The sequence below is a fragment of the Streptomyces sp. NPDC087215 genome (assembly GCF_044744885.1).
Classification (GTDB): Bacteria; Actinomycetota; Actinomycetes; order Streptomycetales; family Streptomycetaceae; genus Streptomyces.
The window spans coordinates 65,270-91,099 of record NZ_JBIUZD010000019.1; the positions used below are offsets into that span (position 1 = coordinate 65,270).

At 74.0% G+C, this 25,830-nt stretch carries 23 protein-coding genes and 1 tRNA gene; 12 read left to right on the forward strand and 12 right to left on the reverse strand.

Features of this window, described 5'->3' with window-relative positions; translation table 11 throughout:
* Positions 1-81: 81 nt before the first annotated feature.
* From ACIO92_RS31110 to ACIO92_RS31120, 3 genes are all read right to left on the reverse strand, one after another.
* Positions 82-891, reverse strand: coding sequence for a polysaccharide deacetylase family protein (locus tag ACIO92_RS31110; protein ID WP_402283779.1), 810 nt, complete (start codon positions 889-891; stop codon positions 82-84).
* On the reverse strand, positions 888-2,195 hold the full coding sequence (locus ACIO92_RS31115; protein ID WP_366443809.1) for a glycosyltransferase: 1,308 nt from the start codon (positions 2,193-2,195) through the stop codon (positions 888-890). Before ACIO92_RS31115 ends, ACIO92_RS31110 begins: the two co-directional genes overlap by 4 nt.
* A 562-nt stretch (positions 2,196-2,757) precedes the next feature.
* Positions 2,758-3,846, reverse strand: coding sequence for a GNAT family N-acetyltransferase (locus tag ACIO92_RS31120; RefSeq protein WP_366443810.1), 1,089 nt, complete (start codon positions 3,844-3,846; stop codon positions 2,758-2,760).
* Between the two features lie 290 nt (positions 3,847-4,136).
* Here ACIO92_RS31120 and ACIO92_RS31125 point away from each other — a divergent pair, with 290 nt between their 5' ends.
* Together ACIO92_RS31125 and ACIO92_RS31130 are read left to right on the forward strand one after the other, a co-directional pair.
* Positions 4,137-5,336 (forward strand): cytochrome P450, encoded by a 1,200-nt coding sequence (locus tag ACIO92_RS31125; protein ID WP_366443811.1) that lies wholly within the window; start codon positions 4,137-4,139, stop codon positions 5,334-5,336.
* Positions 5,337-5,457: 121 nt separating this feature from the next.
* Positions 5,458-5,829 carry a VOC family protein gene (locus ACIO92_RS31130; protein ID WP_402283782.1) on the forward strand — a complete coding sequence of 124 codons (372 nt, stop codon included), beginning with the start codon at positions 5,458-5,460 and terminating at the stop codon, positions 5,827-5,829.
* A gap of 54 nt (positions 5,830-5,883) precedes the next feature.
* On the opposite strand, the gene hutI is transcribed toward ACIO92_RS31130, so the two are convergent.
* From hutI to hutU, 4 genes are read right to left on the reverse strand one after another with little or no spacing between them, the layout of a single operon-like run.
* Complete coding sequence (gene hutI, locus ACIO92_RS31135) at positions 5,884-7,131, reverse strand: imidazolonepropionase (protein ID WP_366443813.1); 1,248 nt, start codon at positions 7,129-7,131, stop codon at positions 5,884-5,886.
* A 17-nt stretch (positions 7,132-7,148) separates the two neighbouring features.
* Positions 7,149-8,489 (reverse strand): formimidoylglutamate deiminase, encoded by a 1,341-nt coding sequence (locus ACIO92_RS31140; RefSeq protein WP_366443814.1) that lies wholly within the window; start codon positions 8,487-8,489, stop codon positions 7,149-7,151.
* Positions 8,480-9,676, reverse strand: coding sequence for an allantoate amidohydrolase (locus tag ACIO92_RS31145; protein WP_401238649.1), 1,197 nt, complete (start codon positions 9,674-9,676; stop codon positions 8,480-8,482). Before ACIO92_RS31145 ends, ACIO92_RS31140 begins: the two co-directional genes overlap by 10 nt.
* 17 nt (positions 9,677-9,693) lie before the next feature.
* Positions 9,694-11,418: a urocanate hydratase gene (hutU, locus tag ACIO92_RS31150; protein ID WP_366443815.1), complete on the reverse strand. Its 1,725-nt coding sequence runs from the start codon at positions 11,416-11,418 to the stop codon at positions 9,694-9,696.
* A gap of 104 nt (positions 11,419-11,522) precedes the next feature.
* Between hutU and ACIO92_RS31155 the strand changes: the two genes are divergently transcribed.
* From ACIO92_RS31155 to ACIO92_RS31180, 6 genes are all read left to right on the forward strand, one after another.
* Positions 11,523-12,869, forward strand: coding sequence for a diaminopimelate decarboxylase (locus ACIO92_RS31155; RefSeq protein ID WP_402283785.1), 1,347 nt, complete (start codon positions 11,523-11,525; stop codon positions 12,867-12,869).
* Positions 12,870-12,902: 33 nt separating this feature from the next.
* A complete protein-coding gene (locus ACIO92_RS31160) occupies positions 12,903-13,382 on the forward strand; it encodes an SRPBCC family protein (RefSeq protein ID WP_366443818.1) in 480 nt (159 codons plus the stop codon).
* 399 nt (positions 13,383-13,781) lie between these two features.
* Positions 13,782-14,174 carry a hypothetical protein gene (locus ACIO92_RS31165; protein WP_402283786.1) on the forward strand — a complete coding sequence of 131 codons (393 nt, stop codon included), beginning with the start codon at positions 13,782-13,784 and terminating at the stop codon, positions 14,172-14,174.
* Complete coding sequence (locus tag ACIO92_RS31170) at positions 14,171-14,947, forward strand: transcriptional regulator (RefSeq protein WP_366443820.1); 777 nt, start codon at positions 14,171-14,173, stop codon at positions 14,945-14,947. The genes ACIO92_RS31165 and ACIO92_RS31170 overlap by 4 nt, the downstream gene beginning before the upstream one ends.
* Entirely contained in the window at positions 14,947-15,381 is a 435-nt protein-coding gene (locus ACIO92_RS31175; RefSeq protein WP_366443821.1) for a roadblock/LC7 domain-containing protein, read from the forward strand. The genes ACIO92_RS31170 and ACIO92_RS31175 overlap by 1 nt, the downstream gene beginning before the upstream one ends.
* Before the next feature lie 47 nt (positions 15,382-15,428).
* Complete coding sequence (locus ACIO92_RS31180) at positions 15,429-15,800, forward strand: hypothetical protein (RefSeq protein WP_366443822.1); 372 nt, start codon at positions 15,429-15,431, stop codon at positions 15,798-15,800.
* Positions 15,801-15,884: 84 nt separating this feature from the next.
* Here the strand turns inward: ACIO92_RS31180 and ACIO92_RS31185 are convergent, their stop codons facing one another.
* Together ACIO92_RS31185 and ACIO92_RS31190 are read right to left on the reverse strand one after the other, a co-directional pair.
* A complete protein-coding gene (locus ACIO92_RS31185; protein ID WP_366443823.1) occupies positions 15,885-16,730 on the reverse strand; it encodes a MurR/RpiR family transcriptional regulator in 846 nt (281 codons plus the stop codon).
* Between the two features lie 596 nt (positions 16,731-17,326).
* Entirely contained in the window at positions 17,327-18,718 is a 1,392-nt protein-coding gene (locus tag ACIO92_RS31190) for a cystathionine beta-synthase (protein WP_366443824.1), read from the reverse strand.
* Positions 18,719-18,821: 103 nt separating this feature from the next.
* On the opposite strand from ACIO92_RS31190, the gene ACIO92_RS31195 reads away from it, so the two are divergent.
* From ACIO92_RS31195 to ACIO92_RS31205, 3 genes are all read left to right on the forward strand, one after another.
* On the forward strand, positions 18,822-19,823 hold the full coding sequence (locus ACIO92_RS31195) for an SGNH/GDSL hydrolase family protein (RefSeq protein ID WP_366443825.1): 1,002 nt from the start codon (positions 18,822-18,824) through the stop codon (positions 19,821-19,823).
* A gap of 111 nt (positions 19,824-19,934) precedes the next feature.
* The gene (locus ACIO92_RS31200) at positions 19,935-21,155 is read left to right on the forward strand and encodes an acetyl-CoA C-acetyltransferase (protein WP_402059059.1); all 1,221 of its coding nucleotides are present in this window, start codon (positions 19,935-19,937) and stop codon (positions 21,153-21,155) included.
* 442 nt (positions 21,156-21,597) lie between these two features.
* Complete coding sequence (locus tag ACIO92_RS31205; RefSeq protein WP_366443827.1) at positions 21,598-22,431, forward strand: hypothetical protein; 834 nt, start codon at positions 21,598-21,600, stop codon at positions 22,429-22,431.
* A 299-nt stretch (positions 22,432-22,730) separates the two neighbouring features.
* On the opposite strand, the gene ACIO92_RS31210 is transcribed toward ACIO92_RS31205, so the two are convergent.
* The 3 genes from ACIO92_RS31210 to ACIO92_RS31220 all read right to left on the reverse strand — a co-directional run bounded on the left by ACIO92_RS31210 (position 22,731) and on the right by ACIO92_RS31220 (position 24,640).
* Positions 22,731-23,060 carry a hypothetical protein gene (locus ACIO92_RS31210; RefSeq protein ID WP_351791488.1) on the reverse strand — a complete coding sequence of 110 codons (330 nt, stop codon included), beginning with the start codon at positions 23,058-23,060 and terminating at the stop codon, positions 22,731-22,733.
* Positions 23,061-23,187: 127 nt separating this feature from the next.
* A complete protein-coding gene (locus tag ACIO92_RS31215) occupies positions 23,188-24,084 on the reverse strand; it encodes a Bax inhibitor-1/YccA family protein (protein ID WP_366443828.1) in 897 nt (298 codons plus the stop codon).
* 471 nt (positions 24,085-24,555) lie between these two features.
* A tRNA-Leu gene (locus ACIO92_RS31220) sits at positions 24,556-24,640 on the reverse strand.
* A 385-nt stretch (positions 24,641-25,025) separates the two neighbouring features.
* On the opposite strand from ACIO92_RS31220, the gene ACIO92_RS31225 reads away from it, so the two are divergent.
* On the forward strand, positions 25,026-25,796 hold the full coding sequence (locus ACIO92_RS31225) for an ABC transporter ATP-binding protein (protein ID WP_366443829.1): 771 nt from the start codon (positions 25,026-25,028) through the stop codon (positions 25,794-25,796).
* The last annotated feature ends 34 nt before the right edge of the window (positions 25,797-25,830 follow it).

Consider the following 25,830-nt stretch of genomic DNA (forward strand, 5'->3'; position numbering starts at 1 on the left):
GGGAGCCGTGACTCCCGTCCCACGTGAGGGGGTTGCCGTCCCCTCCGGGCCGGACCCGTACCCGGTCCTGAGCCGATCGGCTCAGCCCGCGAACTCCCGGCCCTTCACCAGGGCGCGGGCCCTGCGGTACGCGCGCCAGCCGACGGTCGGCAGCGAGTCGGGGTACGGGGCGGCCCGCGCGCCCCGGCCCTCCATCCACCGCTCCACGTCGGCGGCGGTGTGGCTCCTGCGGACGATGAGCCGGGCGATCCTGAAGGGTTCGTCGGTCGCGGAGCTGAGCGCGTGGCGGACGGCGACGGCGGACGCGTATCCGGCGGCCCGCGCGGCCCGCCGCACGGCGGGGCTGTTGTAGCCGTGCGGATAGGCGAGATGGCGCACCTCGTGCCCGACGACGTCCTCCAGGAGGGCCTTGGGGTCGCGGAGTTCGCGGCGGAGCGCGCCCGGCGGCAGGGTGTCGAGCTGCGGGTGGGTGGCGGTGTGGGCGCCGATCTCGATCCCGTACCGCTCCAGGTCCGGCACCTGCGCCAGGGTCATCATCGGCGCGGGCGGCAGCAGACAGGGCAGGCCCGGGGCGATGGCCCCGGTGGTCAGGTAGGCGGTGGCCGGGAGGCTCCGGGAGGCCAGCGCCTCGGCGGTCGGCCCGGCGAGGTCCGCGAAGCCGTCGTCGAAGGTGAGGACGACCGGCCGGGGCGGCAGCGGGGTCCCGGCGGTGAGGTGTCCGACGAGGGTGCCGACGGTGACCGGGCTGCGCCCGGCGGCGACCACCGCGTCGAGCTGCCGCGCGAACTCCCCTGGTTCCACGGTGAATTCGGCGATCCAGCCGGGCGGTTCGGCCATGACCGCGTGGTAGAGGAGGACGGGTATGCGGGTGTGGAGGGGCGCCCCTCTCATCGGTCTCCTCCCTTCGGGCGGGCCGTGCCGGTCGCGCGGGTCCGCAGATAGCCGACGGGCCCGTAGAGCATCCCGCGCCGCTCCAGCCGGGAGAGGCTGCGGGGCCAGGGGTGCCGGTGGGCGCCGTGCTCCCCGGGGACCGAGCCGCCGCCGGGGTCCGCGCCGCGCCGGGCGGTCATCGTCCGGGCGTGGGCGAGGCCGCGCGGCAGCCTGGCGAGCAGCGCGGGCAGCAGCCGGGGGGTGCGGACCAGGATCGCGGTGAGGTACGCGGTGAGGCCCGCGCCGTAGCCGTACGCCTGGTTCCGCAGATCCTGCCAGGTGTCGCGGTGGTGGTGCCAGACCAGTGCGTCGGCGGTGTACCGCAGGCGGTGCCCGGCGGCGAGGACGGCCACGAAGGCGTACAGGTCGTCGCCGCCCCTCGCCGCCGTCCCGGTGCCGGTCGCCGGGTCGAAGCCGCCCGCCCGGCGCAGCGCCTCGGTGCGGAACGCCATGTTGGCGCCGGAGCCGAAACCGCCCGCCGTGAAGGGGAACAGCGGCTCGTCGGCGGGGGGCCGCGCCGGGTCGTACGTCCGGGGCGCGAAGCCCTTCGCGAAGCCGCCGTGCGCTTCGAGGAGGATCTGCGCGGGGGTGGCGAGCCGGGCGGGCAGGATCAGGCCGGTCACGCAGCCGAGACCGGGGTCGTCCGCGAACGGACGGGTGAGGGCGGTCAGCCAGTGCGGGTCGGCGATCACGTCGTCGTCGGTGAAGGCGACGACGGTGCCCGAGGCGGCGGCGAGTCCGGTGTTGTGGGCGACGGCGAGCCCGGGGACGTCCTCGCGGAGGTACCGGACCCGGTCGGCGTACCTCCGGGTGACCAGGTCGTGGGTGCCGGTGGTGCGGGGCGCGTTGTCGACGACGATCAGCTCGAAGTCCGGGTGGTCCTGCGCGAGGAGCGAGTCGAGGGCGCGGGCGAGCCGCTCGGCGCGCTCCCGGGTGGCGACCACGACGGAGGCGCGGGGCGGGACGGCCCGGTCGTCGGCGGGGCGGGCGGCGGCGAGCCGTTCCGCGTCGGTGCGGGGGGTACGGGCGTCCGCGAGCCGGGGCCGGGCGAGGGCGGCGAGGACCTCGGCGGGGTCCTCGCCCCCGGCGACCGTCCCGACGACGGTGGCGGCGGGACGGCCCCGGAGCCGTACGAGCGCGAGGACGTCCCCGGGCACGACGGGCGGCGGCCCGCCGGGCACGGCCCGGAACCCGAGCACGGCCCCGTCGGGCCCGTCGAGGTCCAGCTCGACGACGGACATCGGCCGGGGTTCGGGACGGCTCATCGACGGTGGCTCCACGGACGGAGAGGGACGACGGAGACGGCGGGCCCGGGTCCGGACCTGGGCCGCCGGACCGGGACCGGGCGGAGGCGGAGGGACGGGAGCGGGACCGGGCGGGGGGACGGGACCGGTTGCGGGCCCGGGGGCCGGAGCGTGACCGGTCACGGACCCGGGCCCCCGGACGGGATCGCGCACGGCCCCGGCGGCGGATGCCGGACCCCTCGCAGGCTCAGGGGCCGGGAGAGGACCGGCCACGGCCCCGGGTGCCCGAACGGGGTCGCTCACGGGCCCGGCGACGAGTGCCGGGCCGCTCACGGGCCCACGGACCGGCCCGGGACCGGCCACGGACCCGGGCGCCGGAGCACGACCGGCCTCGGGCCCGGCGGCCGGGGCGGTCGCCGTCGCGGCGGAGGCGGTCGCCGCGCCCGCGCCCGCGCCGCCACCCGCGGCGGTGGCGGCAGCCGCGCCCGCGCCGGTCACAGCGCCGGGTCCTTCGGCGGGCCCGGCGAAGGAACGGGTCGCGGGCCCGGTCCCGGCGGGGGACTCGGCCGGGGCCGCCGGGCCGTCAACGGGGGTTCCTCAGCCGGGCGAGGGCGTTCAGGGTGGTGCGGCCCCGGGCGGCGAGGGCAGGGCGGGCGCGCACGAAGGCGTGGGCCCGCCGGAGCGGCTCCCGGCGCAGCCAGTGCAGCGCCGCCCGCGCGCCGGGCCGGACGACGGCCCCCTCGTACACGGTCAGCTCCCCCGTCTTCAGGGCGTCCTTGTACTCGGCGTCGCCGCGCCCCAGGTCGAGCAGCCCGATCCCGGCGTCGGCGGCGGCCTCCGCCATCCGCAGGTGCAGCACGAGACCGGGCGAGAACCTGGCGAACTCGGGGTCGTACGCCGGGAACCAGCAGGACAGCACGGTCGCCGACCGCAGCCCGAAGTGCGCGGCGACCGGCCGCTCCCCCGCGTACAGCACGGACAGGACACCGGAGCAGCCGGGCGCCCTGAGCCCGTGCAGACCCCGGACCAGGGTCCTGATCCACTCCTCGGCGAACCGGTCGCGGCGGCCGGTCCTGCGGTACTGCGCGGACTTCCACTCCATGAGGGTGCGCAGGGCCGCCGGATCGCGCTCGTCGAAGACGAACCGGAGCTCCCCGGCCTGCCGCCCGAGCCTGCGTTCCTTGGCGAGGGTGGTCCGCAGGAACTTCGGCGACCGGACGCGCAGCAGGGCCTCGTAGGCCGCGTACCCCGCGCCGACGTCGATCACGGGCGAGGCGAACGCCTCCACGGCCGCGCCCTCGAAGACGGGCTGCCCGTCCTCCAGGTTGTCGAACTCCCAGTCCACGAGCCCGCAGTGGCGCAGCAGGGCCCGTGCGCCGGGCCGCAGACCGGGCCGCAGCACGGCACCCTGACTGTCGGAGACACCGAGTCCGATCGCCCGTCCTTTCCCCAACAGGCCTTTCTCGTAAGGGAAGAAGCCGACGGGCTCGTCACCCTCCCACCAGACGGCGACCCTCGACCGGGGCCGCACTCCGGCCACCATCCCGGTGAACTCCGGTTCCATGAAGGGGTTCTCGGGCGCCCCGGACGCGGCCCGCAGCGCACGCCAGGCCGCGACCTCGCGCGCCCCCAGCTCGCCCGCCCCCACGATCCGTACGCGGACAGCGCTCACCTGCCGACCCCCCGGTCCTCCCCCGCGTCCTGCCAGGACAGGACGGTACCCGTCCGCCACCCGCCGGGGCAGGCGATCCCCGCCTTTCCGTGACCGGCCCGAGCGGGACGGAGCGGGAACGGAGCGGCGAAGCGGAGGCGGCAAGGCCGCCCGACGGACGCCACCCCTTCGAGCGGATTAGGGCGCGAGGGCACTTACCCCGATGGAAAACCGGGCATTCGTGCAGCTCGCGCCGGATTCCCGCCCGGGTCCCCGGCATCCCCCACCCGGAGCACTGGAGCGCCACCCCGATGGAACCCGACGCATGGTCCTGCCCCTTCGACTTCGCCGACGCCCTGGAGTTCGACCCCCAGCTCAAGCGGATCCTCACGGAGGATCCCGTGGCCCGTGTCCGGATGTCGTACGGGGCGGGCGAGGCGTGGCTCGTCACCCGTTACGAGGACGTCCGGACGGTCACCACCGACCGGCGCTTCAGCCGGGGCGCGATCGTCGGCCGTGACTACCCCCGGATGACGCCGGAGCCGATCATCCAGGCCGAGGCCATCCATGTGATGGACCCGCCGGCCAACACCAGGCTGCGCAGTCTGGTCGCCAAGGGTTTCGCGCCGCGCCAGGTGGACCGGATGCGGGTCCGCGTCCAGCACGTCGTGGACGACCTGCTGGACCGGATGGAGAAGCAGGGCCCGCCCGCCGACCTGTTCGCGCACGTGGCCTCGCCGCTGCCCCTGACGACGATCTGCGAGATCCTGGACATCCCCGAGGCCGACCGGACCCGGCTGCGCCGCAACGCCGCCGTCATGGTGAGCGTCGGCGCGAACGGCCGGGAGGCCGCGGCCGAGGCAAAGGCCGAACTCCGCTCCTACTTCGACGAGTTGACCGCCCGGCGGCGCGTCGAGCCCGGCGACGACCTGATCAGCACGCTGTGCCAGGCCCGCGACGGCGACGAGATCCTCAGCGACGAGGAACTCTCGGTGATGGCGATGGTCCTGCTCGTCACCGGCCAGGACACCACCTCGTACGAGCTCGGCAACATCTTCTACACCCTGCTCACCCGGCCGGAGGTGGCGGCGGCGCTGCGGGAACGGCCGGAGGGGATTCCGGAGATGCTGGAGGAGCTGCTGCGGTTCATCCCCTTCCGCAAGGGCGTGGGCATTCCGCGCGTCGCCCTGGAGGACGTGACGCTGAGCGGCGTCGACATCAAGGCCGGTGACGTGGTGCACGTCTCGTATCTGACGGCCAACCGCGACGAGCGCAAGTTCGAGCGGCCCGACGAGCTGGACCTGGACCGCAAGGCGCCGCCGCACATGGCCTTCGGCTGGGGCTCCCACCACTGTCTGGGCTTCCCCCTCGCCGCCATGGAACTGGAGGTCGCCATCGGCACCCTGCTGCGGCGCTTCCCGGACCTCGCGCTCGCGGTGCCGAAGGAGGACGTCCGCTGGAACACGACATCGATCTGGCGCCATCCGCTGGAGCTGCCCGTGCGGTGGTGAGTCCGTACGGTGGTGGGCGCGTGCGGTGCCGAGCCGTACGGCGCCGGGCCCGTGTGGTGCCGAGCGCCGTACGGGAGAATCCCGCGCACGACCTCCGCCGCCCACCCCCCGGGAGCCCGCGATGACCGTCCGGCGTGCCGTGCCCAACCTCCGTACCGCGTCCCCCGAGCGGACCGGCGGCTTCTACGGGCTGCTCGGTTTCGAGGAGGTCATGGACCACGGCTGGATCAGGACGCTGGCCTCGCCGTCCTCGCCCACGGCCCAGATCAGTCTGATGACCCGGGACCTGACGGCCCCGGTGGTGCCGGACCTGAGCGTGGAGGTGACGGACGTGGACGCGGTGTACGAGACGGTCCTGGCCGCCGGGGCGGAGATCGTGCACCCGCTGACGGACGAGGAGTGGGGAGTGCGCCGCTTCTTCGTACGGGACCCGGACGGCCGGGTCGTCAACGTCCTGTCCCACCGGACCCGGCCCCCGGCGGACCGGATCTGATCCGGTCCGCCGGGCCCGGTCCTGACGGGTCCGCCGGGGCGGGTCCGTCCGTGGTCAGACGACCCGCTTCCCCGCCCGCCACACCTGGGTCACCAGGGGGACGCCCGGCCGGTAGGCCAGGTGGACGGGGGACGGGGCGTCCAGGACGGTGAGGTCGGCCCGCGCGCCGGGCGTGAGGCGGCCGATGTCGGTGCGGCGCAGGGCCGCCGCGCCGCCCGCCGTGGCCGACCAGACCGCCTCGTCGGGGGTCATGCCCATGTCCCGGACCGCGAGGGCGACGCAGAAGGGGACGGAGGACGTGAAGGAGGAGCCCGGGTTGCAGTCCGTGGAGAGGGCGACCGTCACGCCCGCGTCGAGGAGGCGGCGGGCGTCGGGCCACCGCGCCCGGGTGGAGAACTCCGCCCCCGGCAGGAGCGTGGCGACGGTGCCGCCCGAGGCCAGCGCGTCCACGTCGGCGTCGGTGAGGTGGGTGCAGTGGTCGGCGCTGGCCGCGTCCAGTTCCACCGCCAGCTGGACGCCGGGGCCGTAGCTGAGCTGGTTGGCGTGCACCCGGGGGTGGAGGCCCTTCGCCCGGCCCGCGGTGAGGATCGCGCGGGCCTGGTCGCCGTCGAAGGCGCCCTTCTCGCAGAAGACGTCGATCCAGCGGGCGTACGGGGCGCAGGCGTCGAGCATCTCGCCGGTCACCAGCTCGACGTAGGCGGCCGGGTCGTCGGCGTGGTCCGGGGAGACGATGTGCGCGCCCAGGTAGGTGACCTCGTCGGTGTGGGCGGCGGCGATGCGCAGGGAGCGGGCCTCGTCCTCGACGGTGAGGCCGTAGCCGGACTTGGTCTCGAAGGTGGTGGTGCCCTGGCGGAGGGCCTCGTCGAGGTAGCGGGTGAGGTTGCGTTCCAGGTCGGCGTCGGACGCGGCGCGGGTCGCGGCGACCGTCGTGCGGATGCCGCCCGCCCGGTACGCCCGGCCGGACATCCGGGCGTTGAACTCGGCGGTGCGGTCACCGGCGAAGACGAGGTGGGAGTGGGAGTCGACGAAGCCGGGGAGCACGGCCCGGCCTCCGGCGTCGATCCGGTTGTCAGTGGCGGGTGCTTTGCTGGATCCACCGACCCAGACGACCCGGTCGCCCTCGATGACGACGGCCGCGTCCTGGATCAGGCCCAGGGGGGATCCATCACCGAGGGAGGGATCGTTGGTGACGAGACTGGCGATGTTGACGATGGCGGTGGCGGCCGTCGCCACGGTGCTGTTCGCGCTGGTGGGGGCGGAGGTCGCCGCCGGGTTGTTCCTCGCCGCGGGGCCGGTGTTCATGGTGAGGGGTGTCTCCTTCAGCCGCGCAGGGCGGCGATCGAGTCCGCGAGGGCGGCGGCCACGTCGGGTACGGTCGCGTGCGCCCCGTCCCGGACGACATGGCGGCCGCCGACGACCGTGTGCCGCACGTCCGCCGCTGACGCGGCGAACACCGCCGTCTCGGCTGCCAGACGCGGTACCGGTCCCGCTGTCCTGACCGAGTCGAGGGCGATCGTGGTGAGGTCGGCGGGGGCGCCGGGGGTCAGGCTGCCCGTGTCGGGCCTGCCGAGGGCGGCGTGACCGTCGGCGGCGGCGGCGCGCAGCAGGGCGGCGGCGGTCCAGTGTCCCCGGGCCCGGGTGCGCAGGCGCTCGTTCAGCTCCATGGCCCGTGCCTCTTCGAGGAGGTCGACGACGGCGTGGCTGTCGCTGCCCAGGGAGAGCGGGGAGCCCGCCTTCTGGAGGGCGACGGCGGGGCCGATGCCGTCGGCGAGGTCGCGTTCGGTGGTGGGGCACATGCAGGTGCCGGTGCCCGAGGAGCCGATGAGGGCGATGTCCCCGGCGGTCAGGTGGGTGTTGTGGACGCCGGTGGTGCGGGCGCCGAGGACGCCGTGCTCGGCGAGCAGCTGGGTGGGGGTCATGCCGTGGGCGGCGAGGCAGGCGTCGTTCTCGGCGGTCTGTTCCGAGAGGTGGACGTGGAGGGGGGCCCGGCGGTCCCGGGCCCAGTCGGCGACGGTGGCGAGCTGGCCGGCGGGGACGGCCCGTACGGAGTGGATCGCCGCCCCGACGCGCACGCCGTCGCGTTCCTTCAGGGCGCTCACCCGTTCGGCCCAGGCGTCGGCGGTGCCGTCGGTGAAGCGGAGCTGGTGGGGTTCGGGGGCGGCGCCGAAGCCGGAGGAGAGGTAGGCGGTGTCGAGCAGGGTGATGCGGATGCCCGCGTCGGCGGCGGCGGCGATCAGGGCCTCGCCCATGGCGTTGGGGTCGGCGTAGGGGGTGCCGCCGGGCGCGTGGTGGAGGTAGTGGAACTCTCCGACGGCGGTGATGCCCGCGAGGGCCATCTCGGCGTAGACCGCGCGGGCGAGGGCGAAGTAGCTGTCGGGGGTGAGGCGCTGGGCGACCGTGTACATGGTCTCGCGCCAGGTCCAGAAGGTGCCGCTGCCGACCTGCACGGTGCCGCGCAGGGCGCGGTGGAAGGCGTGCGAGTGGGTGTTGGCGAGGCCCGGGATCGTCAGCCCGCGCAGGATCTCGGCGCCCGGGGGCGGGGCGTCGACGCCCGTCCGGACCGTCTCGACGCGGCCCTCGGCGTCCACGTCCAGGGCGACGCCCGGCTCGACATGGGTGTCGAGCCAGGCGTGTTCCAGCCAGTAGGTCGTCAGCGGCACGCCAGCTCCTCCAGTACGTCGGCGAGTGCGAGGACTCCTGCCACGCAGTCGTCCTCGGCGGCGGACTCGGCCGGGGAGTGCGAGACGCCGGTCGGGTTCCGTACGAACAGCATGGCGGTCGGGACGGACGCGGACAGGATGCCCGCGTCGTGTCCCGCTCCGGTGCCGAGGACGGGGACCTTCCCGGTGGTGCCGAGGATGCGGGACAGCTCGTCGCGCAGGGTGTGCGAGAAGTCCACGACGGGGGTGAAGGACTCGCGGACCACGGTGAGGTCGACGCCGTGCCGGGCGGCGTGCTCGCGGGCGGCGGCCTCGACGCCCGCGATGACGGTGTCGAGGGAGTCCTGGTCGGCGGCGCGGGCGTCGAGCCAGCCCCGGACCAGGGAGGGGATGGCGTTGACGCCGTTGGGTTCGACGGCGATCTTCCCGAAGGTGGCCACCGCGCCCGCGAGTTCGGCCTCGCGGCGGGCGGCGAGGACGGTCTCCGCGTAGCCGAGCATCGGGTCGCGGCGGTCCACCAGCCGGGTGGTGCCCGCGTGGTTGGCCTCGCCCGCGAAGTCGTACCGCCAGCGGCCGTGCGGCCAGATGGAGGAGGCGATGCCGACGGGGTCGCCGGAGAGGTCCAGGGCCCGGCCCTGCTCCACGTGGAGTTCGACGAAGGCGCCGACCCGGGCGAGGCGTTCGGGGTCGGGGCCGATCGCCGAAGGATCGTGCCCGGCCGCTTCCATGGCCTGCGGGAGGCTGGTGCCGGAGGCGTCGCGGAGCTCGTACGCCTTCTCCTTCGTCAGCTGTCCGGCGGTGAGGCGGGAGCCGACGCAGGCGAGGCCGAAGCGGGCGCCCTCCTCGTCGCCGAAGTTGGTGATGGCGAGGGGGCGCCGGAAGCTGACGCCCCGGGCGCGGAGTTCGTCGAGGGCGGCGAAGGCGGAGACGACGCCGAGGGGGCCGTCGAAGGCGCCGCCGTCGGGGACGGAGTCGAGGTGGGAGCCGGTGACGACGGCGTCGCCCGCGGTGGGGTCGCCGAGCCAGGCCCACTGGTTGCCGTTGCGGTCGGTCTCGACGTCGAGGCGGCGGGCCTCGGCCTGCATCCGGAACCAGAGACGGACGTCGGCGTCGGCGTCGGTCCAGGCGTAGCGCCGGTAGCCGCCGGTGGCGGCGCTGCGGCCGAGGGGCCGCAGCGACCGCCACATGGCGTGGAAGCTCTCGCTCACGCGGCGCCTTCCGCAGAGCCGGAGCCGACGCCGGAGCCGGAGCCGACACCGGGCCCGGCGCCCTCGTCGCCCTCGCGCATCGGGACGCGGACGCCCTTCTCGTCGGCGACGTCCGCGGCGATGTCGTAGCCCGCGTCGACGTGCCGGATGACGCCCATGCCGGGGTCGTTGGTGAGGACGCGGCGGATCTTCTCCCCGGCGAGCGGGGTGCCGTCGGCGACGGTGACCTGACCGGCGTGGATGGAGCGGCCCATGCCGACGCCGCCGCCGTGGTGGAGGGAGACCCAGGAGGCGCCGGAGGCGACGTTGACCATGGCGTTGAGCAGGGGCCAGTCGGCGATGGCGTCGGAGCCGTCGAGCATGGCCTCGGTCTCGCGGTACGGGGAGGCGACCGAGCCGCAGTCGAGGTGGTCGCGGCCGATGGCGAGGGGCGCGGCGAGTTCGCCGGAGGCCACCATGTCGTTGAAGCGTTCGCCCGCGCGGTCGCGCTCGCCGTAGCCGAGCCAGCAGATGCGGGCGGGCAGGCCCTGGAAGTGGACGCGTTCCCCGGCCAGCTTGATCCAGCGGTGCAGGGACTCGTTCTCGGGGAAGAGCTCCAGGATCGCCTTGTCGGTCTTGTGGATGTCCGACGCCTCACCGGAGAGGGCGGCCCAGCGGAAGGGGCCCTTGCCCTCGCAGAAGAGGGGGCGGATGTAGGCGGGGACGAAGCCGGGGAAGGCGAACGCCCGGTCGTAGCCCGCGAGCCGGGCCTCGCCCCGGATGGAGTTGCCGTAGTCGAAGACCTCGGCCCCGGCGTCCATGAAGCCGACCATGGCCTCGACGTGCCGGGCCATGGACTCGCGGGCGCGGGTGGTGAACCCGGCCGGGTCCTTGGCGGCGGCGTCCGCCATGTCCTCGAAGGCGACGCCGACGGGGAGGTAGGCGAGGGGGTCGTGGGCGCTCGTCTGGTCGGTGACGATGTCGATCGGGGCGCCCTCGGCCAGCATCCGGGGCAGCAGTTCGGCGGCGTTGCCGAGGAGGCCGATGGAGAGCGGGCGGCGGGCGTCGCGGGCCTCGGTGGCGAGGGCGAGGGCGTGGGCGAGGCTGTCGGCCCGCACGTCCAGGTAGCGGTGCTCGATACGGCGCTCGATGGCGCGGGGGTCGACGTCGACACAGATCGCGACGCCGTCGTTCATGGTGACGGCGAGGGGCTGGGCGCCGCCCATGCCGCCGAGTCCGGCGGTCAGGGTGATGGTCCCGGCGAGGGTGCCGCCGAACTTCTTCGCGGCGACGGCGGCGAAGGTCTCGTAGGTGCCCTGGAGGATGCCCTGGGTGCCGATGTAGATCCACGATCCGGCGGTCATCTGGCCGTACATGGTGAGGCCGAGCTGCTCCAGGCGCCGGAACTCCTCCCAGTTGGCCCAGTCGCCGACCAGGTTGGAGTTGGCGATGAGGACGCGGGGGGCCCATTCGTGGGTCTGCATGACGCCGACGGGGCGGCCGGACTGGACGAGCATCGTCTCGTCCTGCTTGAGGGTGCGCAGGGTGCGGACCATGGCGTCGAAGGAGCGCCAGTCGCGGGCCGCCTTGCCGGTGCCGCCGTAGACGACGAGCTTGTCGGGGTGCTCGGCGACCTCGGGGTCCAGGTTGTTCTGGAGCATCCGGAGGGCGGCCTCCTGCTGCCATCCCAGGGCGCTCAGTTCCGTACCGCGCGGGGCCCGTACGGGGCGGGGTCCTGACATGGCGGGTGCCTCCTCGAATGTCGCTTGGTATTCACATCCTGGCGGCATGAATAGTTGTAGTCAACAGGGCGATGCCGCCCTCCCCCGCGCGCCGGGGTGGTGGGATGGGCCCCATGGCCTCCTCCCGTCGCGATCTCGCCGTTCGAGCCTCCGTCGACCAAGGGCTCCTCTCCCCCGCCGAACCGGTCGTCGCCCTCCTCGACACCGAGGGCGTCCGCGCCTCCGCCGCCGCCCTGACCAGTGCCTTCGCCGCCGTCACCGACGCTCCCGTACTGCACGCCTTCGCCGTCAAGGCCTGCCCCCTCGTCCCCGTGCTGCGGCTGCTCCACGAGGCCGGGCTCGGGGCCGAGGTCGCCAGCCCCGGCGAACTCGCCCTCGCCCGCGCCGCCGGGATCCCGCCCGGCCACACCGTCCTCGACTCCCCCGCGAAGACCCCCGCCGAGCTGCGCGAGGCCCTCGCCCTCGGCATCGCCGTCAACGCCGACAACCTCCAGGAACTCGCCAGGCTCGACGCCCTGATCGCCTCCGCACCCACCGCCTCACCCCTGGGGCTCCGGGTGAACCCGCAGGTCGGAGCCGGTTCCATCAGCGCCCTCTCGACCGCGACCGCCACCTCCAAGTTCGGGGTGGCGCTCCGCGACGAGGGCGCCCGCGAGACCGTCGTCCGGGCCTTCCTCGACCGTCCCCGGCTGACCCGGCTGCACATCCACACCGGCTCCCAGGGCGTCCCGCTCGCCCTGATGGCCGAGGGCGTCGGGGAGACGTACGCGCTCGCCGAGGAGATCAACCGGGCGGCCGGACGGCAGCAGATCGACACCCTCGACATCGGCGGCGGACTTCCGGTCGACTTCGGCTCCGACGAGGAGACGCCGACGTACGCCGAGTACGCGCGGCTGCTCGCCGACACCGTCCCCGGCCTCTTCGACGGCCGCTACCGGCTGGTCACCGAGTTCGGCCGCTCCCTGCTCGCCAAGCACGGCACGGTCCTCGCCCGGGTGGAGTACACCAAGACCTCCGGGGGCCGCGCCGTCGCCGTCACCCACGCGGGCGTCCAGCTCGCCACCCGTACGGTCTACGCCCCCGAGTCCTGGCCGCTGCGCGTCCTCGCCTACGACGCCGGGGGCCGCCCCCGCACCGGGGACGTCACCGTCCAGGACGTCGCGGGCCCCGCCTGCTTCGCCGGGGACCTGCTCGCCACCGGACGCGCCCTGCCGCTGCTCCACCCCGGCGACGTCGTGGCCGTCCCGGACACCGGCGCCTACTACTTCGCCCACCACTACGCCTACAACAGCCTGCCCCGGCCCGCCGTCCACGGCTTCACCGCGGACGAGGACGGCGGGGTGACGTTCACCGTCGTACGGGACGCCCAGACGCTCGCGGAGATCGTCGCCGAGTCCGGCGGTCGGCACGCCGACGCCCTGCTGCGGCGGACGGGGCGGTCCGCCGGGTAGCGCCCGCCGCGCGGCCCCGCTTCCATGGGAGCCATGACCGCAACCGGTACGGACCTCACCTCCGTCGTCGTCGAGCGCCGGGTCGCCGCCTCACCCGGACGGGTCTGGGAGTCGATCACCGATCTGCGCGCGCTGCCCCGCGTCCTGTCGGGCGTCCAGCGGGTGGAGGTGCTCACCGAGGGCGGGTTCGGCGTGGGCACGCGCTGGCGCGAGACCCGCCGGATGCTGGGCCGGGAGGCCACCGAGGAGATGACCGTCACCGCCTGCGAGCCACCCGACCGGTACGTCACCACCGCCGCCTCGCACGGGATGCGGTACGTCTCCGAGCTGACCCTCGCCCCGGACGGGACGGGCGGCACCACCCTGCGGATGGCCTTCTCGGCCCGGCCCGCCGACGGCCGCGCCCCCGGACTCCTGTCCCGGCTGACCGCCCGCCTCGGCGCGAAGGCCGTGGCGAAGGCCCTCACGAAGGACCTGACGGAGCTGGCACGGGCGGTGGAGAACCGGAGCTGACGGGGCTGGCACGGGCCTGTGGGGCGGACCTGACGGGGCCGGGCGGACCGGCGGAGGCGCGGGACCGGTGCGCTCCGGGCGGGCCCGGCGGGAAGCCCGGAGCCGACAAGGCCGGGCCGGACTCCCCGCGGCCCGACCCGACCCCGGACCCTCGATCCCCGGCCCCCGGACCCCGACCCTCGACCCTCGGCCGCCGCCCGCCGACCACCACAGGCCCGCCCCACAGGCCCCCGCCCGCCCCGACCTGACACACGACCCCGCGCACGTTCCGGGTCAATTTCCAACAGACACCGGCATGTTCCGATGGAAAATGCCGGAACGCCTTCCCCCCGGCACTGCGTTCAGTAACGTCACCGTCACTGCCGCACGTTCGCACGCCGCATCGGGAGGGGAATCCGCGTGCCCGGAATCGACGAGTGCCTGACGGAGGCCATGACCCTGCCCGGTGCCCGCGGCGCCTCCCTGGTCGACTGGACCAGCGGCCTCGCCCTCGGCACGGCGGGCGAGTCACCGGTCGGGGACCACGAGACCACGGCCGCCGAGACCGCCGAACTCGCCCGTTCCGCAGCGGAGTTCGACACCTTCGCCGCCCCCGGCGACACCCCGGCCGAGGGGCCCCCGGTCGAGGACCTGATCGTCACCACCCGCGCCGGGTACCACGTGATCCGCTTCGTCGAGACCTCCTTCGACAGCAGCGTCTTCCTCCACCTCTGGCTCGACCGCGACACCGGCAACCTGGCCCTCGCCCGCATCCGGCTCCGGGACATGGCCGAGAGGCTGGTCCTCGGATGAGCGCCGTCGCCGCCCCCTCCCCCGTCTCCCCCATGCTGGTCCGGCTCGCCGCCGAGCGGGCCACCGGCGCCCTCCTGCGCGACCACGGCACCCTCTACCTCGTCGACGGGCACGTCGTGCACGCCGAGAGCCCCGTCTCCCCCGGCGTCGACGTCCTCCTCACCACCGGCGGACGGCTGCCCCGCGAGAACTGGGACGAGGCCGTCGACCGGGCCGGGGCCCGCCGCGCGGTCGGCCGCTTCCTCGTCGACAGCGGACGGCTCCACGACGGCGAACTGGAGATCTGCCACCTCGGCGCGGTCTTCGACGCCGCCTTCTTCGCCCTCTCCCCCGCCAGTGGACCGACCCGCTTCCGGTACGGGGTCGGGCACTGGTTCGGCACGGTGCGGCCGGTCTCCACCGAGGCGGTCCAACGCGAGACGGTCCGCCGCCGCGAACTCCTCGACGCCGTCTGGCCGTACGGCTCCGTCGACACCGCCCCCGTCGTGCCCCGCCCCGCCGCCCCCGGCCAGACCGTGGGCACCCGCCGGCGCGCCCTGCTCGCCGCCGCCGACGGACGGCTCACCCCGGCCGGTCTGGCCCGACGGCTCGGGCGGCCCGCCTTCCACACCCTCCTCGACGTCCGCCGCCTCGCCGCCGCGGGACTCGTCGAGACCCCCCTCGACCCCGTACCGGCACCGCCCCCGGCCTCCTTACCGGGCCCGGCGGCCGTGGCCGATCCCGACATCGCCCTGCTGCGCCGGCTCCGTGACGCCCTGGAGGCACACCCGTGATGAGGCGTGCCCTGCGCCTGCGCGCCGAAAGGAAACAGCTCATGACAGCAGAAGCCGAGGTGCTCGGCGAGCTCAGGAGGCTCCGGGCCCGGCTGCCCCAGCTGACCGGGGCGATAGCGGCCAGCGCCGACGGGCTCGTCCTCGCCCACGACACCGTGGACGGCGCCGCCGAGAACGTGGCAGCGCTGACGGCGGCGGCCCTCGGCGTCGGACAGCGGCTGACCGCCTCCACCGGCAAGGGCGGCTTCCGCGAACTGCTCGTCCGGGGCGACAGCGGCTATGTGGCGACCTACGCGGCGGGCGCCTCGGCCGTCCTCACCCTCCTCGCGGAGCCCCGGATCAACGTGGGACGGCTCCATCTGGAGGCCCGCAGGTCCAGCGGCCGGATCGGCGAACTCGTCGACGGCGCCCTGGAACGCCGGGACCCGAACTGAAACGCGGCAGACGAACCCGTACACCGAGAAGGAAGAAGTACTACACCATGGCGAACACCGAGACCTCGCTCAAGGAAGCCAGCGCGATCGACGGCGCCATCGGCGCGGCCCTCGTCGACTACACCAGCGGCATGGCGCTCGGCACCATCGGCGGCGGCAAGGAACTCGACCTGAACATCGCCGCGGCGGGCAACACCGACGTGGTCCGCGCCAAGGTCCGGGCGATGGAGATGCTGGGCCTCGGCGAGGAGATCGAGGACATACTCATCACCCTCGGCCGCCAGTACCACCTGATCCGGCTGCTCCGGGGCCGCAACACGAACGGCCTGTTCCTGTACCTGGCCCTGGACAAGGAGCGCGCGAACCTGGCGATGGCCCGCCACCAGCTGAAGAAGATCGAGGCCGAGCTGGAGATCTGACCTCCGCCCGCGTCCTCCGCCGGACGGCTCGGCTGGACGACTCCACCACCGGGCTCGGCTGCCCGACTCCACCACCCGGCTCCGCTACCCGGTGAACAGGCCCCGCGCCGCCGCCTTGGCGTCGAACTCCTCCAGCCGCGCCTGGGCGTCGGGGAGTTCGTCGGCCATCGCCTCCAGGAGGACCCGGCCGAGCAGCATCGGCGCGCAGGCCGTGTCGAAGGCGAGCCCGGTGCCGACGGGCGCCGGGATCAGCAGGTCGCTGTGGGCGGCGACGGGCGCGAACGCCGATTCGGCGACGGTCACGACCGTGAGCCCGGCGGCCCGCGCGTACTCCAGGGCCTCGACGACCTCCCGGGGGTGCCGGGGCAGCGCGAAGCAGAGCAGGGCCGTGGCCCCGGCCCGTACGGCCGCGTCGACGCGGTCCGTGAGCATCGACCCGCCCTCGTCGAGGAGCCGTACGTCGGGGTGCACCTTGGCGGCGAAGTAGGCGAAGCCGCGGGCCTGCGAGGAGGCGGCCCGCAGCCCGAGGACGAGCAGCGGCCGGGAGCCCGCGAGCAGCCGCCCGGCGCGCTCGACGGGCGCGGGGTCGGCGAGGAGCCCGGCGAGGTGCCGGAGGTTCTCGATCTCGGCGAGGACGGCCTGCTGGTACTCGTTGAGGCTCTCCCGCTCGCCCCCGGCGGTGTCCGACCCGGGCGGGGCGACCTCGCGCAGATGGCGCCGGAGCGCCGGGTAGCCGTCGAAACCGAGGGCGACGGCGAAGCGGGTGACGGAGGGCTGGCTGACCCCGGCGAGTTCGGCGAGCTCGACGCTCGACAGGAACGGCACGTCGGCGGCGCGCCGCACCATGCAGTGCGCGATCCGCCGCTGGGTCGGCGTCAGCCGGTGCCCCTCGAAGAGCCCCTGAAGCCGACCGGCCGGGCTGTCGCTCATACGGCCCCCTTCATTTATTCACCCTCGAATGACTCTGTATGAGGATATGCAGCAGCGGGAGGCGGCGACCAGCCCGCGCGGGAAGCGCGGAGCCGGGGGCGCACCCGGCGGGGGCGCACCCGGACCGGACTCGGCGGCGGGCGGCGGGCCGGAGACGACTCCGGGCCCCCCGCGTGACGCGGGGGGCCCGGAGTGCCTGGAAGCTTGCGCGGGGACCGCCGCACCCCCGGCTGGCCGGGGGGCGGGACGACGGCGGTCCCCGCGGGGACACGGGCCCGGGTCAGGGCCGGTCTCCGCGTCCGTGGCGTCGTCGGGAGGTCCGGGAGCCGCTCCGGAAGTCCGTGACGCCGACGACCACCAATCTGCCCGACGCGTGTTAAGCGGGTGCTGCGCGAACGTGTCGTGCTCGTACCGGTTGGACGAACGGAACCGGGGGCCGGGTCTCGGCCTCGCGGGCCCGGGTCCGCCGACGCCACGGGGAGGCGCCCCGGCCTCTCCGGCAGCGTCCGGGTGCCTCGCCCGGCCCCGTCAGCGGTGGGGGCGGGCGCCCGGCGCCGTCGTGAGGACGGGCGGACGCCCCCGACCGGCGGCGGCCGCTACTTCTTCCCGCCCCCGTTGGCCAGGAAGGCCAGCAGGTCCTGGCGGCTGACGACGCCGGTGGGCTTGCCCTCGACCAGGACGATCGCCGCGTCGGCGGCGTCGCCGAGGACGGACATCAGGTCGGCGACCGGCTCGCCGGAGCCGACCTGCGGCAGCGGGCGGCTCATGTGGTCCTCCAGCGGGTCCTCCAGGGCCGCCTTCTGGGTGAAGAGCGCGTCGAGCAGCTCGCGCTCGACGACCGAGCCGATGACCTCGGCGGCCATGACGTCCGGGTGCCCGGCGCCCGGCTTCACGATGGGCATCTGGGAGACCCCGTACTCGCGCAGCACCTCGACCGCCTGGCCGACCGTCTCGTCCGGGTGCATGTGGACGAGCGAGGGCATGACGCCCTCCTTGTGGCGGAGCACGTCGGCGACGGTGGCGGAGGTGGTGTTCTCCAGGAAGCCGTAGTCGGCCATCCACTCGTCGTTGAAGATCTTCGACAGATAGCCGCGGCCGGAGTCCGGCAGCAGCACCACGACGACGTCGTCGGGACCCAGCTCCCTGGCGACCTCCAGGGCGGCCACGACGGCCATGCCGCAGGAACCGCCGACGAGGAGGCCCTCCTCCTTGGCGAGGCGGCGGGTCATCTGGAAGGAGTCCTTGTCGGACACGGCGACGATCCGGTCGGTGACGTTCCGGTCGTAGGCGGTGGGCCAGAAGTCCTCGCCGACGCCCTCGACCAGGTACGGCCGCCCGGAACCGCCGGAGTACACGGAGCCCTCGGGGTCGGCGCCGACGACCCGGACGGCCCCGCCGCTGACCTCCTTGAGGTAGTTGCCGGTGCCGGAGATCGTGCCGCCGGTGCCGACGCCCGCCACGAAGTGGGTGATCCGCCCGTCCGTCTGCGTCCACAGCTCGGGACCGGTGGTCTCGTAGTGGGAGCGCGGGTTGTTCGGGTTGGAGTACTGGTCGGGCTTCCACGCCCCGGGCGTCTCACGGACGAGCCGGTCGGAGACGTTGTAGTACGAGTCCGGGTGCTCGGGGTCGACGGCCGTGGGGCAGACGACGACCTCGGCACCGTACGCGCGCAGCACGTTGATCTTGTCGAGGGACACCTTGTCGGGGCAGACGAAGATGCACTTGTAGCCCTTCTGCTGGGCCACGATCGCCAGGCCGACGCCGGTGTTGCCCGACGTGGGCTCGACGATGGTGCCGCCGGGCCTGAGCGCGCCGCTCTTCTCCGCCGCCTCGATCATCCGCAGGGCGATCCGGTCCTTGACCGAGCCGCCGGGATTGAAGTACTCGACCTTGGCCAGGACGGTCGCCTGAATGCCCGCTGTGACGTTGTTGAGCTTCACCAGCGGGGTGTTGCCGACGAGGCTGATCATCGAGTCGTGGAATTGCACCGTAATCTCCGGGGTCTCCGTAATGGTGTGGCCAGCGTATGCGTAGTCGGAGCGGGTTACGGGGCAGTTAGACCCTGAACGGCTTGAAGGAGGTGACGGCCCCATGTCGAGGGCGAGGGTGGCGCGGCGGATCGCGGCGGGTGCGGCGTACGGGGGCGGGGGCATCGGCCTGCTCGGGGTGGCGGCGGTCGGGGTGCTCCTCGCCGAGGTGCAGATCGCCAAGCGGACCGTCGGCGTCGGTACGGCTCCGCTGCCGCCGGGGGCGGACGGGCTGTACGGCCGTGCGTTCGGCACGGACGACCCGCTGCGGCTGGCCCTTCTGGGTGATTCCACGGCGGCGGGCCAGGGGGTGCGGCGCACCGGCCAGACACCGGGCGCGCTGCTCGCCTCGGGGCTGGCGGCGGTGGCCGAGCGGCCGGTGGTGCTGCGGAACGTGGCGCTCTCCGGCGCCCGCTCGGACGACCTGGAGCGGCAGGTGTCGCTGCTGCTCGCGCAGCCCCTCGGGCCGCCGGACGTGTGCGTGGTGATAATCGGCGCGAACGACGTCACGCACCACATGCCGCCGACCCAGTCGGTGCGGATGCTCGCCTCGGCGGTGCGGCGGCTGCGGACGGCGGGCGCCGAGGTGGTGGTCGGGACCTGTCCGGACCTGGGGACGATCGAGCCGGTCTACCAGCCGCTGCGCTGGCTGGCCCGGCGGGCCTCCCGGCAGCTGGCGGCGGCGCAGACGATCGTGGCGGTCGAGCAGGGCGGCCGGACGGTGTCGCTGGGCGACCTCCTCGGCCCCGAGTTCGCGGCGAACCCGCGCGAGATGTTCGGGGTGGACAGCTTCCATCCGTCGGCGGAGGGGTACGCGACGGCGGCGATGGCGGTCCTGCCGACGCTCTGCGCGGTGCTCGGCGTCTGGCCGGAGACCGACCGCATCGAGCCGTCCCGCCGGGAGAACGTGCTGCCGGTGGCGAAGGCGGCGGCCGAGGCGGCCCGGGAGGCGGGCACCGAGGTGACGGGCGCGCGGGGACCGTGGGCACTGCTCAAGCACCGGCGGAGGCGACGTCTCCCGGTTCCGGCGGAGCACCCGGCGGCCACCGACGCCCCCCTTGCCTGAGCGGTCGCTTAGAAAAGAGGCCCGCATCACACGCCCGGCCCGGTGACCCGTGCGGTACGTACGGGTAACTTCCCTTTCTGTCCGCCCACTCCGCACCCTCATGGAGCCGTGATGCCCGAAGCCGTGATCGTCTCGACCGCCCGCTCGCCCATCGGCCGGGCCTTCAAGGGCTCCCTCAAGGACCTGCGGCCGGACGACCTCACCGCGACCGTCGTGGCGGCGGCCCTGGCGAAGGTCCCGGAGCTGGACCCGCGCGACATCGACGACCTGATGCTGGGCTGCGGTCTGCCCGGTGGCGAGCAGGGCTTCAACCTGGGCCGGATCGTGGCCGTCCGGATGGGCCTGGACCACCTGCCGGGCTGCACGGTCACCCGGTACTGCTCCTCCTCGCTCCAGACCTCGCGGATGGCGCTGCACGCGATCAAGGCGGGCGAGGGCGACGTCTTCGTCTCGGCGGGCGTGGAGATGGTGTCCCGCTTCGCGAAGGGGAACTCGGACTCGCTGCCCGACACGCACAACCCGTTCTTCGCCGAGGCGGAGGCGCGGACCGCCGAGGTCGCCGCCTCGGAGGGCTCGACGTGGCACGACCCGCGCGAGGACGGCGTCGTGCCGGACGCGTACATCGCGATGGGCCAGACCGCGGAGAACCTGGCCCGCTGGAAGGGCATCGGCCGCCGGGAGATGGACGAGTTCGGCGTACGGTCGCAGAACCTCGCCGAGCAGGCGATCAAGAACGGCTTCTGGGCGCGGGAGATCACCCCGGTGACGCTGCCGGACGGCACGGTCGTCTCCGCCGACGACGGTCCGCGCGCGGGGGTCACCCTGGAGGGCGTGGAGGGCCTCAAGCCGGTCTTCCGTCCCGACGGTCTGGTCACCGCGGGCAACTGCTGCCCGCTCAACGACGGCGCCGCCGCGCTCGTGATCATGTCGGACACCAAGGCGCGCGAGCTGGGCCTGACCCCGCTGGCCCGGATCGTCTCCACCGGTGTCTCCGGCCTCTCCCCCGAGATCATGGGCCTGGGCCCGGTCGAGGCGTCGCGGCAGGCGCTCCGGCGCGCGGGCCTGACGATCGACGACATCGATCTGGCGGAGATCAACGAGGCGTTCGCCGCCCAGGTGATCCCCTCGTACCAGGAGCTGGGGCTGGATCTGGACAAGGTGAACGTCAACGGCGGCGCCATCGCCGTCGGCCACCCCTTCGGCATGACGGGCGCCCGGATCACCGGCACGCTCATCAACGGCCTCCAGTTCCACGACAAGCAGTTCGGCCTGGAGACGATGTGCGTCGGCGGCGGCCAGGGCATGGCGATGGTGATCGAGCGGCTGAGCTGAGCCGTAGCGGAGGGTGGGGGTCGCCTGAGGAACGAAGGCGGCACCCGCCCGCAGCGCAGGCGAAGCTCAGCGCGACCAGGAGAGCGAGCGGCTGAGCTGAGCCCAAGCCGCGCGCGACCGCAGAAGCGTGCGGCTGAGCTGAGCCGTAGCGGAGGTGTTTCCGTCGGGCGCCGGTCCGGGTCGTGGCCCGGACCGGCGCCCGTCCGGTTATCCGGTCAACGTGCCGGTCAACCGCTCCGCGTCCCAGCCGTGACCGAATCTCCCCCAGGATGTGACCTATCTCCTGGGGAAGTTTGTTTTCGCAGGTCACAGCGGTTTCGGGACTAAACACCCGGCACAAATACCTGTCCATTTCGTGACGTAATGCACTGACAGCGGGCCGCGCCTCAGGACAAGCTGATGTAGGAAGTCGGGGGATCGACTCGGAATCGGGAGTACGTCAGTGAGCGCCATGCCTCTTGCCCTGCTGCTGACCACGGCCGCTGCCACGGCCGTGGGCGCCGCCGCCCTGCACGCCGTCCACGGTCTCCGAAGGCAGGTCACCGCCCTGCGGAGCGAGCTGGCGGCCGGGCACGGCGTCACCGTTCCCGCCGCCCGCACCAGCCCCGCCGCCGAGATACGGGCCGCGGTCGCGGAGGCGCTGGCCGAGGAGCGCGAGCGCGAACTCGCCGAGGCACGGGCCTTCTGGGCCGCGCAGGAGGCCCGGGACGCGGCCGACGCCCCCTCCCTGCTGGGCGGTCTGGGCGGCGGAGCCGAGGAAACCGGCTTCTTCGTGCCCCGCCAGACGGACTTCGTGGGCCTGGAGGCGATGGCTCTGGAGGCCATGGAGGCGGAGGCCGCCGCGCTCGACGGCACCGACCCGCTCGACGCCTTCGACGAGTACCCGGAGGACTCGGCGGAGCTGGCCGCCGCCCGCCGACGGCACCCCTCGCACCCGGACTTCGTACCGGTGCAGACGCCCGTCGTCACCGACCACGAGCGGACCGTCGCGCGTCTGGAGGAGCTGGCGGACACCCGTACCGCGCTGACCGATGTGCGTCCGGGCCCGCTCGGCACCCTCGACGTGTACGTCTTCGCCGACGGCACGACGCTCTGTATGACCCCGGGGCACCGGGAGACCGCGGAACGCCTCGCGGAGGCCCTGCGCTCCGGTCTGACCCCGGTGCTGCTCGGCGGCTCGGGCGTCTCGGGCGCCTTCGCCCTGACCTTCTCGTACGGCGAGTCCGACGAGGAGAACGTCTACATCCTGGCGGACCGCGTCATCGCGTCCCTCTGAGTCCCCGGCCGGGCCCCCGCCCGGCACCGGCCCTTCCGAGCCGCCCCGTACTCCCCGAGCCCCACGGAACCGCCCGCACGCTCCCCGGCCCGCGCCGCAGTGCCCCTCCGAGCCGCCCCGCACGTCCCGGGCCCGCTCCGGGCATCTCCGGCCGCCCCGCGTTCCCGGGCCCGCACACCGCGCCCGCCCGAGTCGCCCCGGGCCTTCTCCGGGCCCCTGGGCGGCCCCGCGCTCCCCGCGCCCGCCCCGCTCCGGCTCCCTGGCCCGTCCAGGCCCCACCAGGCCCCCCGACCGGCCCCCTACAGCCCCGAGCGCTCCTGTGCCGCCCGCACCCGTTCCACGGCCTCCGCCAGTTCCCCCTCGTGGGAGCCGGCCGGGGCCGTCCGCATGATCTCGGCCAGATCGTTCCCGGCGACGGCCAGCTGGTCGGCCACGGCGAAGACCCCCGCGTCCCGCATGGTCCTGGGCTCCCGGTCCGGCTCCTCGGCGCGCTGGGCGCGCTCCGCGAGCTCCCGGGCCAGGGCCAGTCCTTCGGCCGCCGCACCGCGCTGGAGGCGGCTCTGCGGGGCGGCCCGCAGCCGGTCGGCGAAGCGCTCGACGGCAGCGGTCAGTTCACTCGTATCACGCACCCCGTGACCCTACGCGCCGCCGGGGACCGCCGCCGACGACGGCCCCCCGGGGACGGCCCCCGGGGGACGCGGAAGGGCCCGCCCGGCACGAAGCCGGACGGGCCCTTCCCCCGAGATCCGGGGAACGTCAGTCGTCGCCCTGCAGGATCGACAGCAGACGCAGCATCTCCAGGTAGATCCACACCAGGGTCATGGTGAGACCGAAGGCGGCCAGCCAGGCCTCCTCGCGCGGCGCGCCGTAGGTCACGCCGTCCTCGACCTGCTTGAAGTCGAGGGCGAGGAAGCAGGCGCCCAGGATGACGCCGACGACGCCGAACAGGATGCCGAGGCCACCGCTGCGGAAGCCGAGGCCGTCACCGCCGCCGAAGACGGAGAACAGCAGGTTCGCCATCATGAGCAGGACGAAGCCCATCGCGGCGGCCATCACGAAGCCGTAGAAGCGCCGGTTGACGCGGATCCAGCCCGCCTTGTAGGCGATCAGGACACCGGCGAAGACCGCCATGGTGCCCAGGACCGCCTGGATGACCACGGAGCCGCCGATGTACGTCGAGACGGCGGCCGAGATGACGCCGAGGAAGACGCCCTCGAAGGCCGCGTACCCGATGATCACGGCCGGGGACGGCCTGCGCTTGAAGGACTGCACCATCGCCAGCACGAACGCGACCAGGGCGGCGCCGATGGCGATGCCGTAGGACTTGGTCAGGTTCGCCGCGTCGACCGGCAGCAGCGTCCAGGCCAGGACGGCGGTGAGCACGACCGTGCCGAGCGTCATGGCCGTACGGCTCACGACGTCGTCGATCGTCATCACGTCGCCGCGGGTCTGCTGCGGGGCTCCGAGCGTGTCCTGCGGGGCGTACGGGTTGGTCGCGTACGGGTTCGTCGCGGCCTCGGCGGACGGGTTGCCCGTCGCGTACGGGTTGGTTCCGACGGCGGGGCCCCCGGCCTGCGGCTGCGCGCTGAAACCGGCGTGGCCGGCGTCGCGGCTGAACCCCCGTCGCGAGAAGACCGGGTTGCTGCTCCTCATCTCACTCCTCCATGGCGGACCGCACGGCACGGCCTTGCGTCAAGAGTAATGCGTAGGCAAAAGAAACTCTCTAGTGCTCGGGGAGGATCTTTTCCCCCCGGGTCTCCGATCTTCGTCCCCGCCGGAGCGCCCGGTTCCGGGAGCCCGGAGGCGTCCGCTCCGCCACGACGGGAGAACCGCGCGACCACCCCGCCGGACGGGACCCGGCAGCCGGGCGGCGGCACCGCGCAGGACTTCGCCCCGCGCTCGGCGCCGCTCGGACCGGTGTCCTGGCCGGGGGCGCCCGAGTGGTGCCCACCGGGCTCGCCGCCCGCGCGGACGACGACGCGGAGCCGATGCCGGAGGGGGCGTCCCCGGGTGTCCCGCCGCGCTCCGAGGAGTACGGCGGCGGGCTGCCGGACCGGCTGGTTTAGGAGGGGGAACGGCGGGGAGGGGAAGGGTCGGGCCACAGGCCGTCGCCTGGGGATCGAATGGTGCCCGGAACCGGACTCGAACCGGTACGGCCCGAAGGCCAGCGAGGTTTAAGCTCGCCGTGTCTGCGTTCCACCATCCGGGCGTCGCGAAGCTCCGCGTTGGCACAGGAGCTTATCGGGACGCTTCCCTCATTCAGCGGAACATCCCCCCGATGTTGTCTTATTTTATTGACGTCTGAGGGTGCGTCAGTGCAGGTGGAAGGGCTTTTCTCCGAACTGCGACGGGGTCGCGGGCGCAAAGCCACACCTCGTGGAATGACGAAAAGTCGCCACACTTCTGTCACCTCGGCCGAAGCTCGCCATCACCCTTCGTGTCAGGGGTGCCGTCATACCTCAGGAGGAGAGCCGGAGGAGTCGGTCCGACTCCAGGCTGCCCCGGGAACGGGCACAGGGGCGGACGATTCGAACAAGATTGTTCGACACGATGGAGGTGTTCCCAAGACAAGCCCGCAGTGACAGGAGTCCGCCGTGACCACCTCCCCCACCGTGTCCCGCGCCACCGCGGTGGCAGCCCGCGCCACGGACCTCTCCAAGGTCTACGGCCACGGCGAGACCCAGGTCGTCGCGCTCGACCACGTCACCGTGGACTTCCGGCAGGGTGAGTTCACCGCGATCATGGGCCCCTCGGGCTCCGGCAAGTCGACCCTCATGCACTGCGTCGCGGGCCTGGACTCCTTCTCCTCCGGCTCGGTCCGGCTCGGTGACACGGAGCTGTCCACCCTCAAGGACAAGCACCTCACCCAGCTCCGCCGGGACAAGATCGGCTTCATCTTCCAGGCGTTCAACCTGCTGCCGACCCTGACCGCCCTGGAGAACATCACGCTGCCGATGGACATCGCGGGCCGCAAGCCCGACAAGCGGTGGGTCCAGCAGGTCATCGACATGCTCGGCCTCTCCGGCCGCCTCACCCACCGTCCGACCGAGCTCTCCGGAGGCCAGCAGCAGCGCGTGGCCGTGGCCCGCGCGCTCGCCTCCCAGCCCGAGATCATCTTCGGTGACGAGCCCACCGGAAACCTGGACTCCCGCTCCGGCGCCGAGGTCCTCGGCTTCCTCCGCAACTCGGTCCGCGAACTGGGCCAGACCGTCGTCATGGTCACCCACGACCCGGTCGCCGCCTCCTACGCCGACCGCGTGATCTTCCTCGCCGACGGCCGGATCGTCGACGAGATGCTGCACCCGACGGCGGACGGCGTGCTCGACCGCATGAAGGCCTTCGACGCCAAGGGCCGCACCAGCTGACACCCGGCGTCAGCCCGCCCCCGCCCGCCGCCCG

Bases quoted from the DNA above. Each gene is read 5' to 3' on its own strand.
- ACIO92_RS31110 (WP_402283779.1), bottom strand. From the start codon at position 891: ATGAGAGGGGCGCCCCTCCACACCCGCATACCCGTCCTCCTCTACCAC.
- ACIO92_RS31115 (WP_366443809.1), bottom strand. From the start codon at position 2,195: ATGAGCCGTCCCGAACCCCGGCCGATGTCCGTCGTCGAGCTGGACCTC.
- ACIO92_RS31125 (WP_366443811.1), top strand. From the start codon at position 4,137: ATGGAACCCGACGCATGGTCCTGCCCCTTCGACTTCGCCGACGCCCTG.
- ACIO92_RS31130 (WP_402283782.1), top strand. From the start codon at position 5,458: ATGACCGTCCGGCGTGCCGTGCCCAACCTCCGTACCGCGTCCCCCGAG.
- hutI (WP_366443813.1), bottom strand. From the start codon at position 7,131: ATGAACACCGGCCCCGCGGCGAGGAACAACCCGGCGGCGACCTCCGCC.
- ACIO92_RS31145 (WP_401238649.1), bottom strand. From the start codon at position 9,676: ATGTGGCGGTCGCTGCGGCCCCTCGGCCGCAGCGCCGCCACCGGCGGC.
- hutU (WP_366443815.1), bottom strand. From the start codon at position 11,418: ATGTCAGGACCCCGCCCCGTACGGGCCCCGCGCGGTACGGAACTGAGC.
- ACIO92_RS31155 (WP_402283785.1), top strand. From the start codon at position 11,523: ATGGGCCCCATGGCCTCCTCCCGTCGCGATCTCGCCGTTCGAGCCTCC.
- ACIO92_RS31160 (WP_366443818.1), top strand. From the start codon at position 12,903: ATGACCGCAACCGGTACGGACCTCACCTCCGTCGTCGTCGAGCGCCGG.
- ACIO92_RS31170 (WP_366443820.1), top strand. From the start codon at position 14,171: ATGAGCGCCGTCGCCGCCCCCTCCCCCGTCTCCCCCATGCTGGTCCGG.
- ACIO92_RS31175 (WP_366443821.1), top strand. From the start codon at position 14,947: ATGAGGCGTGCCCTGCGCCTGCGCGCCGAAAGGAAACAGCTCATGACA.
- ACIO92_RS31180 (WP_366443822.1), top strand. From the start codon at position 15,429: ATGGCGAACACCGAGACCTCGCTCAAGGAAGCCAGCGCGATCGACGGC.
- ACIO92_RS31185 (WP_366443823.1), bottom strand. From the start codon at position 16,730: ATGAGCGACAGCCCGGCCGGTCGGCTTCAGGGGCTCTTCGAGGGGCAC.
- ACIO92_RS31195 (WP_366443825.1), top strand. From the start codon at position 18,822: ATGTCGAGGGCGAGGGTGGCGCGGCGGATCGCGGCGGGTGCGGCGTAC.
- ACIO92_RS31200 (WP_402059059.1), top strand. From the start codon at position 19,935: ATGCCCGAAGCCGTGATCGTCTCGACCGCCCGCTCGCCCATCGGCCGG.
- ACIO92_RS31215 (WP_366443828.1), bottom strand. From the start codon at position 24,084: ATGAGGAGCAGCAACCCGGTCTTCTCGCGACGGGGGTTCAGCCGCGAC.